Here is a 13,160-nt window from a genome sequence, read left to right as displayed (position 1 = left end):
CACAGGTATGCTTCAGTATGCATAATCATCCGCCATTAGCGGCATTTATTATCAAAACTTTCGAGTTCTTACGGATTATGTCCTTCTTTTCAATTATTTTTCCATCTGCCATTACGAGGACAGGCTCCCTGCTGAGTCCCATCTTTTTCAGCAGTTCGGCTACTGTCAGTTCTGTTTCAAATGACCACTTCTTATCGCCGTAGACTACGTCCACACTCTCACCCCCTTAAAATCTATCACATACCGAACATCCTCGGCGCTTTTCGACCTCAAATCCCGTGAAAGTGAGGTTTTTGAGGTCGAACCAGAACCCTTTCATAGGTTTATCAGGACATCTCAAAATGTTCGAGGCATAAGCGGCTTCCAACATTCCCGCAAAATAGCTGGTGAATGGGAGAATAGGTTTTGGTCCTTTCTTATCGGTTCTATCATCACCGATAAAACACCTATAGCATGCATCTCTTTGTCTGTGGGGCATTATATATCCAGAGAAACCTTCGACACCGGCGTCAATAAAGGGGATCCCTTCTTTATAACATGCATCGTTTATGGCATATCTCGTCGCGTAATTGTCGACACAGGCTACAACGAGATCGGGGGTCTCCGCTTTCAACATTTCAGAATCGAAACGTTCACTATATGTCTTCAAGGAAACGTTGTTACGGGTACTCAGCTTTTTCCTCAGAGCATCACTCTTCTTCATTCCTATCTCTTCACTCGTGTAAAGGGTCTGCCGATGGATATTTGAAACACTGAGGATATCTGGCTCCACTACGATAAGATTTTCAAGACCGTTTCTCAGGAGAAATTCAATAACCGGCGAACCAAGGCCACCAGCTCCAACTATCATGACCTTCCCATCAGGGGGAACGCTTTCAAAATTTAGTGGAAGCTGGATGTTCTCCGGTGCGAAGGATATATTCTCCTTTTTCATCACACTTAAGAACACAAGCGCGGCTACTAATGGAGCAAAGATGAGGTCCAATCCCTCGGGAATATTCACCCAGATTTTGTTGCTATATTCGATGGATATCTCCTTTTTAGAGGTCTGAAAAATGATGTCAGGTTCTTTCGAGACCTGCATAAAGGGCATCACTGCCCGAAAAATTGCGAGGTCTTTCGAATCATAACATGAAGAGAGGCTCACGAACCCGGCTCTGAAAAGCAGCTGAACGATTTCCGATTCAACTCTGGTACGAGGGCAACTGAGTGTCAGTTGCGAGATATTTTTGTGGAGTTCTATGTCGATACCCTTTATCAGGAGTTGTCTTTCGAAATAAGCTTTGATGAGTTTATCCTCCATAAGAATGACCTCCACCGATCATATTTCAATAAATATCCAGGAATTGAAGGTTTCCACTCGTTTGACTGAACGTACCTAAATATATTCTACCATTTTTATCATATATTGACTTAAAAAAGGAGGAAGCTGGGCTTCCTCCTTAATAACTTTAAACTTTAAAGACTTCTTTCCCTTCTATGAAAACTCTCTCTACCACTGATCTGAAGTCAAAGGGGTGGCCGCTCCATAGAACAATATCCGCATCCTTTCCGACTTCTAAAGAACCTACCTTGTCATCTATTCCCAGTATCTTCGCTGGATTTATGGTTACCATCTTCAAAAGGTCTTCTTCGCGGGCACCATATCTGAGGGCTGTGCCAAGCTGAATAGAGGTGTGTTCTAAATGGATCACGGGGTGATCACACATCATAGCAGCGAGTATTCCCTTTTCATTGATTATTTTTATCGCCTCAAAAGTCATGTCTTTCAGTTCGAGCTTCGTTCTAAAACCAAAGATAGGACCGAGTACTAAAGGAATTCCTTTAGCCTTTATATAGTCCGCAATTTTATAGGCCTCTGTGGCATGCTCGATAACGAGATCGAAACCAAATTCTTCTGAAATCCTTATGGCGGTGAGAATATCATCCGCTCTATGGGCATGAATGCGTGCTGGAATTTCACGCCTGAGAACCTTTTCGCCGATTTCCAGTTGATGATCTACTTCGGTGAAAGGTTCACCTTTTTCCTTCGCCTTTTCTTTTTTCGCCATATAATTTTTCACCTTCTGGAAATACTGGCGAATGGATGCACCGACACCAAGTCTTGTGGCAGGAGATTTTTTCATGGAACCATATACCCTTTTAGGATTTTCACCCGTGGCCATTTTTAGCCCGGCTGGTTCTTTTACTATCATCTCATCCACGATTTTCGATTTGAATTTTAAAATCGCTCCCTGACCGCCAACAGGATTGGCACTTCCCGGCACTACCATGACAGTTGTAACTCCACCTGCGAGTGCCCTATCGATGGCGGGGTCTTCAGGATAGAACGCATCTATGACCCTCACTTCCGGTGTAAGAGGGTTGGTCATTTCGTTACCGTCCTGATAGTATATCCCTCCGACACCTTCTTCAAAAATGCCGATGTGAGAGTGAGCATCCACAAAACCCGGGAAGACATATTTCCCCGTAACCTCAATCACTTCTGCATCTTTTACATCGATCTTTTCTGCGATCTGTAAAATCTTTCCTTCGCGAACCAAAATATCTCCTTTGAAAGGTTTTGAAGTTATCGGATAAATTGTACCACCCTTGAATAAAAGATCCACAGTATCCCCTCCAAAAATTTGGTATGCTAACTATTTTTATTTTACCAGATAAAAAGCCTATGTTAGCGAGCCCTGAGAAACAACCTTGAAACTGTTATCAGAAGTAGCATACCCACAACAGCGAAAATAATATTTACTGACAAAAATTCCAGCCTATTCACTTCAATAATACCCATCGTACTCCGTATGAGTCTTACTGTATGGGTAACAGGAAGTACAAGGGAGACTTTTTTTAGAAATTCTGGAAGAAAAGCTATCGGGAAATAAATTCCCGAGGCGAATGTCATCAAGAAAAACAACACATCACCGGCACTCTGCGCACTTTGGGGCTCTTTGAAAATTAGAACAAGTAGCAAGCCCAGCGCCATCATACCGAGTGTCGAACAGATGATGACAACGATTAAAGGTAACCAATCCGGCCTTATCTTCGAGTTGAAGAGTATTCTGTTGATAAACATGATCACAACCACGGAAAAAAGACTCATAAGAAAGCGGGTAAATGTGCTTCCCAGGACGAATATGATCGGGTCCATAGGAGTTGCCCTGAAACGGTCGAGGATGCCTTTCTTTCGATATCTTCCGAACAAAGAAATGACTGCGAACATCCCTGACGAAAGTATTGAAATCCCTATCACACCGGACATTATATAGTCAGAGCCCGTGGCCATGAAGATACCAGAAGACACAGCAGTCTTTTTAACGGTGATTACAGGTTCCACATCGTTGAGATGGGCTTCAATAGCCGCTACAATCGCACTTTGAGCGATAGCAATTTCTCCTTCCAGAGACGGGTTCCCCTGCACTTTGTAGAATGTAAGTTCTCCAGAAGAAAGTTGAAGGGCAAGCCCGATTTCAATGTTATTCAACGCCTTCATCATACTTTCAGTAGAGGCAAAAGTGATGAATTCGAAACCTCCAACATCGGTTATCCATGAAATGCTCTCTGAATCAGAAGAAAAGAGACCAACTTTCAATGAAGAGACATTCTCCTCCCCACCGAAGATATAACCGAACATGACGAGAAACAGCACAGGAAGCATAAGGCCGAAAAAAAACTCTACTCTGTTTCTAAAGGATTCTTTTAAAAAAGCTATGAAAACTCTCCATAACTGCTTTAATTTATTCATAACCCATCACCTTCTTGAAATTTAGCACAAAGACCAGCGCCGCTCCGATAGCCCATAAAGAAGGAACCAGTACCAGTAATGAATCGGACATCGGTCCGATTTCGTATCCGATTCCTCTGCGCATCAGCTCGGCAAGATAGGTCGTTGGCACGATATACACGAAGATTTTCATCCCAGAAGGCATGTTGAATACCGGAAAGAAAAGACCGCCAAGAAACATCATGGCCTGAAAAGAAAGCTGTCCCACTACCATAACACTGGAAGACTTTTTGACCAGTGAAACTACCATCAGGCCGAAAGGAATCATTACCACCAGAGAGAATAAAATCGAACCGAGGAACCTGGGTGAAAGAATCGCTCTATCAACGGAATAAAACTTGAGAGCCACTACATATAACAGTATGACTGCGAGAAGGTTTACTGCGATGACTTTCATAAAATGGGCTGTCAGATATTCTACGGGGCTGATGGGGGTAACATAAACTTTCTTATTGAACCCCGATTCCCTGAAAAAGGTGAGGTTTAAGGGGCTATCCATCAATGATGCGATCAGGATAGCCATCAACAGGACACCGGGAAAGAGAAATGTATTGTAGTCAAAGCTCTCTTCATTCTCCGACGTTACCGTTTTAGTGCTAACTTTCACCTCTTTATACGCAGTTTCCCACCTTCTCGCGATTTCGAGATTGACCTGCTCAAGAATGGACGACATTATGTCAGCTGCTAGTTCAGAACTCTGCTTTCCTGAAATATAAATAATTTCCAGCTCTGCATGAAAGAGCTTATTGCCTTTGAAAATCAATGAAGCCCCAAGCATGGAGCTCGTTCCCTTCGGTATATTCAATACCAATTCTATCTTTCCGTCCTTCAAAGCTTTCTGAGCTTCTTCAAGGGAGGAATATTCCGTGATAGCGAAAGGACCATTTTCTCCCGATATCCCCCTGAGCACTTCGTCAAGAATCATACCAGGACCGGCGAGATTTTCTCCCTTCACTATTCCCGCATTGAACTTTAAACTATCCGGATTTCCTATGTTCCCAAAAATAGAAGTGAGGAGCAAAAAGAGTATAATAGGAAAAATTATAGACCAGAAATAAGATTCGAATTGTCTGAGATCATTACGCAAAGAGAACTTGAGAAAATAATAGATCCGTTTCAACGAGATCAACCCCTCAATCTCGCAGGCTGTGACCTGTAAGCTTCAAAAAAACATCTTCGAGGTTTGGTTTTCTTATCATTACATTCTCAATGCTATTTTCCAGTTCACTCACGATCTTAAAGATCTGCGCCAGAGACTTCTCTACATCGGTGGTTGAGAGAGAAAATCTGTTTCCATCTTGCTTCTCGAGAGTAGTGAAGTGTTCTGCGAGAACGGAAAACACCTCATCGTGAGAGTCGGATAAGCTGAATTCTATCACATTTTTCTCTTCGATCATTTTTATTAGTTCTTCTAAGGTACCTTCGGCAATGATCTTTCCATGATCAATTATCACGATTCTGTCGGCGAGGTACTCGGCTTCTTCCATATAGTGAGTTGTAAGAATGATGGTCTTTTTTTTCTCCTTCAGTTTCAAAACGGTGTCCCAGAGCAAGCGCCTTGCTTGGGGGTCAAGACCTGTTGTCGGTTCATCGAGAAAGACTATCTTCGGGTCATTAACCAGGGCCACTGCTATTGCAAGTCTCTGTTTTTGACCCCCGGAAAGGTTTTTCACTCTCGCCCTGGCTTTCTCCTGAAGTTCCACCAATTCGATCAATTCTTCTGGCTTCAGTGATTTCGAATAGAGTCCACCAAAGAACTCAATGGTCTCCTTAACGTTGAGATAATCCATAAACGAGCTAGTCTGAAGTTGGACGCCTATTACTTCCTTGATGTCCCTTCCTACTCTTTCAACTCTTTTTCCAAAATAAAATATTTCACCTGCATCCGGTTTACGCAAACCTTCGAGTATTTCAATGGTCGTTGTTTTTCCAGCGCCATTTGGTCCAAGTATTGCAAGGCACTCACCCTCTTTCACAGCAAAAGATACGCCATCCACGGCCTTCACATTTCCATAGTGCTTTTTCAGGTCCTTTATTTCTATTGCAACTGTCATATGTTCCCTCCTTCCCTGAAGGCCCGAATGTCTGCTAAAAGAAAAGGTATTGAATTTAATGTGTGTGAATATCCACCGCTTTTTCGATTGTTCTGGAAATCGCCAGCAATTCTTTAATAAGTCTTTTGGGGGAAATCATTGTTGGCTTTGCTTTCTTGTTTTCAAGAAGCCATTGAATTACATCCTGAAGAGTTTCATATATGAGAGTTATAAACTCTGAACCCAATCTCACTTTGGCTCTTTTTACTTTTAATGGAAAAGTTTTCTCAGAGTTAAAAATAGGAACTTCATAATGTTGCTTATCAATTATTTTGACAAGCTTCAATTCCCCCAAAATAATTTCCATTACCTGCATAGAATCCTCAAAACGACCTATCAGGCTTTCCCTGGAAGCATTGTAATAATATGGAATGAATATGCCAGATTTATCGTTCAGGCGCATAAATAGCTTCTCTCTGTTAGCGATTGCTCGTTCAAAAGCGGAAGCCACAGGGCTTTTTCTTCGATCAGGAATTCCAGAATTGAAGAGCAATGGAAATTCGAAAGGTTCAGAGTAGTAGTAACCACCGTATTTCCTTGAATACTTGAGAGGTGCACGAAAGATCTTCCGAAAATAACCTATTTCCCTTTCGGCCTGTCTGATCGATATTTTGAAGACTAGTGCCATTTCCCTCAGTGAAGGGTATTCACCCTTCAACAGTTTTCTGTGCAACCAGATGATTCTCGTCCTATCCGTCAAACTCCCCCCTTATCTAAATATATCATTAAATAACCGAAATTAAGATCTTCTTTGTTATTCACACGGAGTTTCCTGCACCATCACAACAACTTCCGCTTTTTTGGTGAATTTAGCAGACTTCACAGTGACCGTAGCGATGAATGCCCCTTCCTCAGCGGGGAGTTGCCATATAGCCCTGTTGCCCATCGTCTCAATGATTTCTCCTGCTTCTACTAACCATTCGAAAGCCAACAACTCATCTGGATAAGTCGTACATCTGAGTTCAACAGTCCCTCCAGGCCTGACAATGAATGGTTTTGCTATAAAAGAATTTATCTCAAAATCAATCGGGGGCAGTATTGTATAAACTGTGGAATCTCCGACTATTCCATAACCAACGTGCACACGCCTTAGTCCGGGAGTGATGGGGTCAGGCGATCTGTAAGTTATTTCGTACTGAGATGAAATCTCTCTCGCTATGGAGTTCAAAATAGTACCAAAGTCTCGGGCACGAGCGTAAGAAATTTCTATGAATTTCCCGGGGACATCTTTGCTAAGTTCATGGAATTCTTCCGGTTTATCAGGCCCCACCAAGATGAATGTGATCCCTTCTTCAAGAAGAAATTCTCTGACTTCTCCAACGGAATACGCTGAGAAGTGTGAACCGTCTCCGCGGTAGTGGGGGGCAGCATCGGTTATGAGAATCACGATCTTCTGAGCGTTCTTTCTAAAGGTGAATTCAGAAATCCGCATAACTGCATCAAGGGAATTCTCGGGTATGTCCCCTCCCCCTGTGGCGTACTGTTCTTCAAGAGCTTTTTTGATCTTGACAAAGTTGTCTGTCAGGTCGTACTGCGTTCTCAATTCGTCTCCAAAGGTTATCAATCCAATTCTCGCATCGAGTCCCGAACTTTCGAGGATTTCCGTGAAAGTAATGAGACTATCCACCATTCCCCTGATTTCATTTATCATGCTCGCGGTTGTGTCGAGAACGAAGACTATATCTACCGGGGCGTTTATTCTTCTGCTCAACGCGATAAGTTCCACGTTTTTAACCAGGTTATAGTCTTCATATATCCGTATCGCATTCTCGTAAAGCGTCTGATTATAGGTATTCAAGCTGACCTTCAAGTGAATGATTGGGAACTTCGAATGATCAATTTCAAAGATCCTAATAGAAGTTCTGCTTTCTTCAGGAATTTTAATCGTGGTGGTCGCCTCTGAGCCTGTTACGAGATTCCTCACTCGCAACTCGTGCTCATCACCGGAGCTCAAGACCGGATAGCTTAACGGCAAGAAGAAACTTAACGTGCTCGTGAATCTTCGCAGAGTGAAAAGTTCATCGAAGGCTTTCTCAAAATTGTCTTCTCCGAACATGAACGCTTTACCGCCACTCAGTTTCGCTAGCTCTTCGTATCTCTCGTCCGGATCCTGATAAAGTACAAAAACATTTAACTTCAACCTATTTATCTTTTCTATCAATCTGGGGTAAAACGAGTCGTTTACGGGGTTCTGATGACTGTCTTCATCAGTGATCAGGATAAGTACTTTTCCCGCTTCCTTTCTGAAGTCATAGCTTGCTGCTGTATACAGGGCTCTTATCTGGCACTCGTCTGCTCCACCAACGTAACTGAGGACTTCATTGAGCTGTTTCTGAAGCTCTTCGATTGAAGTTGTGAACCTCGACCCCTTTATGTTTGTGAATTCATGGTTTATTGTTGTGCCGAAGCCAATGACAGCAAACCTCAGATCATAACCATTTTTTCGCATTTCTTCGGCTATAGACGCCACCTTATCTTTTACAGCGGCTATCTTCACACCCATAGTACCAGAATTGTCTATAATGAAAACAATATCGAGGGGCTTTCTGTCCTCCACTGAATCCATGCCGAATTCGTACAACTCGGCGCGCTCACCGCCATCGTATACCTGGATTGAAGATGCCGTCGCTTCTTCGCCACTGATCTTCAATGTTATCAACGGGAAATCAGATGTATCAACACTCAGAATATTTAACTGCGCAAAGAGCGAGGTGAAAATAAAAAAGAATATGAAAAGCAACAACAACTGCTTCATATTACCATTCCTCCCTGTACTGTCAGTCGTCGAAGGAGAGGCTGATGTATTTTGCTTTTACACCGTCCAACAAATTTAATTTTCTGCAAAGTTCCTGATGCTGTTTTTCCTCACCCACGAGCTCCAGAATTATAAGGCCAACGTCAGAACAGTTATCCAGAACGCCATCATGCAGACCCAGGCGCGTTTTGATAAGACATCCCCAACCTGTAAGAATCTGTTGCACTTTCGTCGCTACTTCCTTTCTGTGATCCACCATTACCACCATTACCGTTTTGATAGGAAGTTTGTCCATACTTATCCCCCTTTCCATAAAAGTCAAGTAGATTATATAACTATTCTACTATTGAAAGCCTTTCATCTATAATAGAATTATGCAGAGAGTAAAAAAATAGGAGGGATACTATGCACAAAGGTATTAAAATTCACGATGGGATTTTTTGGATAGGCGTCAATGACAATGAAACTCATCTCTTCGAGTCTTTGTGGCCACTTCCAAAAGGCGTTTCATATAATGCATATATGATACTCGATGAAAAAGTGGCACTCATAGATACGGTAAAGGGCGGGTATTTCTCGCAGTACCTCAATAAGATTAAGGCCCTGCTACCTAAAGGAAAAGCTGTCGATTATCTGATAATCAATCACATGGAACCGGATCATTCTGGGGCTATAAAGGTTCTCGTTGAAGCCTTTCCTGAGCTGAAGATAATCGGGAACAAAAAGACTCTTCAGTTCCTGGAAGGATTCTACGGGGTAACCAAAAACACCATTTCCGTGGAAGATGGCGAGGTCCTCGAGCTTGGAAAGCACAAACTCAAATTCTACCTGACTCCCATGGTGCACTGGCCTGAGACTATGATGACATATGATATAACCTCAAGAACCCTCTTCTCTGGTGATGCTTTTGGTGGTTTTGGGGCTCTCAACGGAGGTATATTTGATGATCAGGTCGACCTGGAATACTATGAAGACGAAATACTTCGCTACTTCTCTAACATCGTCGGGCGTTACAGTGGAATGGTTCAGCGTGCTTTCAAAAAACTCGAAGGATTGGAAATCAAAATAATTGCAGCAACTCATGGTCCCGTCTGGAGGAGCAATCCTTCAAAGATAATAGAACTCTACGATCGCTGGAGCAAACAAGAAACAGAAGAGGGAGTGGTACTCGTTTATGGTTCTATGTATGGAAACACTCAGAAGATGATGGAAGCTGTCGCTAGTGGGTTGTGTTCTGAAGGTGTTAAAAAAATAAGACTTCACAATATAACCCAATCCCACCTGTCTTTTATAATCAGAGACATATGGAGATTCAAAGGCCTTATCATGGGTAGCTGTACATACAACATGGAATTATTTCCACCCATGAAACAGCTCGTTTCTGCTCTGGAAAACAGGATGATGAAAAATAGGTATGTAGGCGTTTTCGGCTCTTATAGCTGGAGCGGTGGTGCCTTGAAAGAGCTTGAAGAGTTCGCCAATAGAAATAACAAAGACTGGACACTTGTTGAACCGGTAATAGAGGCGCTTCATTCACCCAATGATGAAGATCTGCAAAAATGTGAATTGCTTGGAAGGAATATGGCAAAAGCGATAAAGAGTTGAACGCTTCGAATTATCGGCACGTAGCTTTTTAAGGAGGCAAACTATGGATTTCAACGGAAAGGTTGTACTGGTTACAGGCGGAGCAAAAGGTATAGGAAAAGCTATTGTCCTGGAGTTTTTGAAGCATTCCGCCTGGGTGGCTTTTTTTGACACAGACGAAGCCAATTCAAGGAAGCTACTTAAAGGAGCAGATTCAGGTGAGAATCTCCTTTATGTCAGGGTGAATGTTGCCGATGAAGAAGAAGTAGAAAAAGGTGTGGAAGAAGTTGTGAATAATTTTGGAACCTTAGACATCCTGATAAACAATGCAGGAATAGGCTGGACAAGAGATATCTACACCCGCGGCATGGAGGAGTGGGACCGCATTCTAGCTGTTAATTTAAGATCTTCTTATATGCTTTCCAAATACTGTGCACCATACCTTTCAAAAGGTCGGAGAAAAACCCCGGAGGAAATGAATCTCCTTGAAAGTACCGGTTATAACGTCCCGAAGCAGGGCGTTATAATCAATATCGCATCTACAAGGGCATTGATGTCAGAACCTGATTCCGAACCGTATTCAGCCGCTAAAGGTGGCCTAATCGCCCTGACCCATTCGCTAGCTATTAGTCTCGGCCCATGGGTACGGGTAAATGCCATAAGTCCTGGCTGGATAAATGTATCCGGAGAGAACCTCAGAGCCATTGACCATTTACAGCACCCAGTAGGGAGAGTTGGAAGGCCAGAAGATATCGCAAAAGTCTGTCTTTTTCTGGCCTCTGAAGAGGCGAGCTTCATCACAGGTGCAAACTTCGTCGTAGATGGTGGTATGACCATTAAAATGATCTACGCAGAATAGCTCCTGACAGAATCAACCCAACTTGTCCGTGGATGATTTGACAATAAACTGTACTATGTGTTATAGTACAGTAAGATATGTAATTTCAAATCATTTGGAAGGTGTCAATATGCTCATAAAACTCGACATACATTCAGCAATACCCATATACGAACAGATAAAGCTAGCGATCATAGGAAAAATATTGAAAGGGGAATTGAAACGCGACGATGTTTTGCCTTCGATTAGAGAACTCGCCTCAAGCCTGAGGGTAAACCCTAATACTGTTGTTAAAGCATATAAAGAATTGGAGCTTGAGGGCATCTTGATTGCAAGGCAGGGTATCGGTTTTCTCGTGAATTCTGAGCGTTCTAAAGTGAAAGAAGGGTTTCTTATGGGGTTGAAAAAGGAACTGGCTGGAACCATCAAAAGTGCAAAAAGGAATGGGGTTTCATTGGAGGAACTCATGGAGGTGGTATTTTCAATATGGAACGAAACGAAATGAGTATACCGGTTATCATTCGAAATCTCAGGAAAAATTATGGTGGTATAAGGGCCATTGATGGTATCGATTTTATCGTCCAACCACAACAGGTGCATGCTCTTCTTGGGCCCAATGGAGCCGGAAAGACAACTACGCTTAAATCGATACTCGGCTTTGTGAACTACAAAGGAGATATCAAGCTCTTTGGTAAGGACATCGATTCGGTTAGAGATAAGGTGGCCTTTGTTCCTGATGAGAAGAACTTTTACAAATCTCTGACAGGTGAGCAAGCTATTAGAATGTGTGAAAAGCTCTTTGATGACTTTAGTACCGATAAGGCGAAAGAATTCTTCGATAAATTTCAACTTCCATTGAACCAAAAAATCGGAACTTTTTCCCATGGCATGAAGACTCAAGCCTATCTTTCATTAATACTTGCACGACAGGCAAAGTTGTACATTTTTGATGAACCAACCTGGGGTTTAGATCCTATAAAAAGGGACGATGTTCTCGAGATGATACGCGACCTCGTTATCGAAGGAAGTTCTGTTCTATACACTTCACACATCATACCTGAAGTCGAGAGAATAGCGGACAAGATCTCAATTATGCACAAAGGAAAGATACACTTCTCGGGTTCTATTGACGAAATTAAGGAGAGTTACATCATTCTGAAGAGCGAAAAAAGGGTTGAGCTTTCTGGATATAGGGTCGTTTCTTATTGCAAGCAAAATGGGAAACATATATACCTGATCAATACTGAAAAGCAAAACTTTTCTCTGAAAGAAGATCATGAATATTATGTGCCAGACCTGAATGAGTTTTTCCAGGTTGTGATAAGAGGTGAGCGCAATGTTTTATAAAGAGATAAGGGAATTGAAGATGACACTGGTCGTTATTTCATTGCTACTCATAGTGGCACTGATAGCAACTGTGGCGATGAAAGAGACTGCTGTTAATCTTTTAAAAGGACTTACTACGGAAGATATCCCGGAATTCGCAAAAAAACTTATTGCAAAGCAAGACCTTCTAAACAACATCGACAACAACGATTATTATCTTTTCAGCCAGTGGCAGGGGAAGAATTTCGGTCAGTTCATACCACTCCTCATACTTGTGATTTCTATTCCTATATTCGCAAGGGAGATAGACAAAAAAACAATCTATTTTCTCCTCTCTAGATTGACGAGGAAAAGGGTGTTCTTCGTGAAATATTTGACTGGGCTCGGGGTTATTTTCGCATTAATCATTATTTTCTCCATACTGGGCCCTGTTACTATGAACCTGATGGGTTACAGTACGGGATTTGAACTAACATTCGAAGGGTTGGTTCACCAGTTAATAGGAGGAACTCTGTTTTATTCGATCTTCATCTTTTTCTCGGTCATCTTTAGTGACCAGACGAAACCTCTGATTCTTGGGATGGCCATGATAATAGGTCTCCCCATCCTTGGGCTATTTAAACCCTTGGAGTTTCTTAATCTGTATCCTTATATCCTGGGTTCCAGGATTTATAATGAAGGAGTTCAGATTATAGCCTCTGGAGTGATTCTCGTAATCGCTTTTGCGATAACGATTTTTGACTATCTCGTATTCACAAAGCGGGAATTCTGAATCCGGGCGGGTGATCG

14 protein-coding genes are annotated in these 13,160 nt (G+C 42.3%); 5 read left to right on the top strand and 9 right to left on the bottom strand.

Annotated features, from left to right (window positions below):
• Positions 1 to 25: 25 nt before the first annotated feature.
• From IX53_RS06705 to IX53_RS06665, 9 genes are all read right to left on the bottom strand, one after another.
• Complete coding sequence (locus tag IX53_RS06705) at positions 26 to 214, bottom strand: MoaD/ThiS family protein (protein ID WP_047754691.1); 189 nt, start codon at positions 212 to 214, stop codon at positions 26 to 28.
• 12 nt (positions 215 to 226) lie between these two features.
• Complete coding sequence (locus IX53_RS10570; protein WP_053001229.1) at positions 227 to 1,303, bottom strand: HesA/MoeB/ThiF family protein; 1,077 nt, start codon at positions 1,301 to 1,303, stop codon at positions 227 to 229.
• Positions 1,304 to 1,451: 148 nt separating this feature from the next.
• On the bottom strand, positions 1,452 to 2,609 hold the full coding sequence (locus tag IX53_RS06695; protein ID WP_047754690.1) for an amidohydrolase: 1,158 nt from the start codon (positions 2,607 to 2,609) through the stop codon (positions 1,452 to 1,454).
• A 62-nt stretch (positions 2,610 to 2,671) separates the two neighbouring features.
• Complete coding sequence (locus IX53_RS06690) at positions 2,672 to 3,736, bottom strand: ABC transporter permease (protein WP_047754689.1); 1,065 nt, start codon at positions 3,734 to 3,736, stop codon at positions 2,672 to 2,674.
• Complete coding sequence (locus IX53_RS06685; protein WP_047754688.1) at positions 3,729 to 4,895, bottom strand: ABC transporter permease; 1,167 nt, start codon at positions 4,893 to 4,895, stop codon at positions 3,729 to 3,731. The genes IX53_RS06690 and IX53_RS06685 overlap by 8 nt, the downstream gene beginning before the upstream one ends.
• A 13-nt stretch (positions 4,896 to 4,908) precedes the next feature.
• Entirely contained in the window at positions 4,909 to 5,829 is a 921-nt protein-coding gene (locus tag IX53_RS06680) for an ABC transporter ATP-binding protein (protein ID WP_047754687.1), read from the bottom strand.
• 55 nt (positions 5,830 to 5,884) lie between these two features.
• On the bottom strand, positions 5,885 to 6,568 hold the full coding sequence (locus IX53_RS06675) for a hypothetical protein (RefSeq protein WP_047754686.1): 684 nt from the start codon (positions 6,566 to 6,568) through the stop codon (positions 5,885 to 5,887).
• Between the two features lie 54 nt (positions 6,569 to 6,622).
• Positions 6,623 to 8,623: a vWA domain-containing protein gene (locus tag IX53_RS10565; RefSeq protein ID WP_053001228.1), complete on the bottom strand. Its 2,001-nt coding sequence runs from the start codon at positions 8,621 to 8,623 to the stop codon at positions 6,623 to 6,625.
• A 22-nt stretch (positions 8,624 to 8,645) separates the two neighbouring features.
• Entirely contained in the window at positions 8,646 to 8,918 is a 273-nt protein-coding gene (locus IX53_RS06665) for a CPF_0552 family protein (protein ID WP_047754685.1), read from the bottom strand.
• A 110-nt stretch (positions 8,919 to 9,028) separates the two neighbouring features.
• Here IX53_RS06665 and IX53_RS06660 point away from each other — a divergent pair, with 110 nt between their 5' ends.
• From IX53_RS06660 to IX53_RS06640, 5 genes are all read left to right on the top strand, one after another.
• Positions 9,029 to 10,228 (top strand): FprA family A-type flavoprotein, encoded by a 1,200-nt coding sequence (locus tag IX53_RS06660; protein WP_047754684.1) that lies wholly within the window; start codon positions 9,029 to 9,031, stop codon positions 10,226 to 10,228.
• A gap of 43 nt (positions 10,229 to 10,271) precedes the next feature.
• Positions 10,272 to 11,066 carry an SDR family oxidoreductase gene (locus IX53_RS06655; protein WP_047754683.1) on the top strand — a complete coding sequence of 265 codons (795 nt, stop codon included), beginning with the start codon at positions 10,272 to 10,274 and terminating at the stop codon, positions 11,064 to 11,066.
• A 109-nt stretch (positions 11,067 to 11,175) separates the two neighbouring features.
• Positions 11,176 to 11,550, top strand: coding sequence for a GntR family transcriptional regulator (locus IX53_RS06650; RefSeq protein WP_047754682.1), 375 nt, complete (start codon positions 11,176 to 11,178; stop codon positions 11,548 to 11,550).
• Complete coding sequence (locus tag IX53_RS06645) at positions 11,532 to 12,392, top strand: ABC transporter ATP-binding protein (RefSeq protein ID WP_047754681.1); 861 nt, start codon at positions 11,532 to 11,534, stop codon at positions 12,390 to 12,392. The genes IX53_RS06650 and IX53_RS06645 overlap by 19 nt, the downstream gene beginning before the upstream one ends.
• On the top strand, positions 12,382 to 13,143 hold the full coding sequence (locus IX53_RS06640; RefSeq protein ID WP_047754680.1) for an ABC transporter permease: 762 nt from the start codon (positions 12,382 to 12,384) through the stop codon (positions 13,141 to 13,143). The genes IX53_RS06645 and IX53_RS06640 overlap by 11 nt, the downstream gene beginning before the upstream one ends.
• Positions 13,144 to 13,160 lie beyond the last annotated feature (17 nt).

The sequence above is a fragment of the Kosmotoga pacifica genome (assembly GCF_001027025.1).
Lineage (GTDB): Bacteria > Thermotogota > Thermotogae > Petrotogales > Kosmotogaceae > Kosmotoga_B > Kosmotoga_B pacifica.
This window is presented reverse-complemented; position numbering and strand designations above follow the sequence as displayed.

Coding starts and splice junctions, on each gene's coding strand:
- IX53_RS10570 (WP_053001229.1), bottom strand. CDS start 1,303: ATGGAGGATAAACTCATCAAAGCTTATTTCGAAAGACAACTCCTGATA.
- IX53_RS06690 (WP_047754689.1), bottom strand. CDS start 3,736: ATGAATAAATTAAAGCAGTTATGGAGAGTTTTCATAGCTTTTTTAAAA.
- IX53_RS06680 (WP_047754687.1), bottom strand. CDS start 5,829: ATGACAGTTGCAATAGAAATAAAGGACCTGAAAAAGCACTATGGAAAT.
- IX53_RS10565 (WP_053001228.1), bottom strand. CDS start 8,623: ATGAAGCAGTTGTTGTTGCTTTTCATATTCTTTTTTATTTTCACCTCG.
- IX53_RS06665 (WP_047754685.1), bottom strand. CDS start 8,918: ATGGACAAACTTCCTATCAAAACGGTAATGGTGGTAATGGTGGATCAC.
- IX53_RS06660 (WP_047754684.1), top strand. CDS start 9,029: ATGCACAAAGGTATTAAAATTCACGATGGGATTTTTTGGATAGGCGTC.
- IX53_RS06655 (WP_047754683.1), top strand. CDS start 10,272: ATGGATTTCAACGGAAAGGTTGTACTGGTTACAGGCGGAGCAAAAGGT.
- IX53_RS06650 (WP_047754682.1), top strand. CDS start 11,176: ATGCTCATAAAACTCGACATACATTCAGCAATACCCATATACGAACAG.
- IX53_RS06645 (WP_047754681.1), top strand. CDS start 11,532: ATGGAACGAAACGAAATGAGTATACCGGTTATCATTCGAAATCTCAGG.
- IX53_RS06640 (WP_047754680.1), top strand. CDS start 12,382: ATGTTTTATAAAGAGATAAGGGAATTGAAGATGACACTGGTCGTTATT.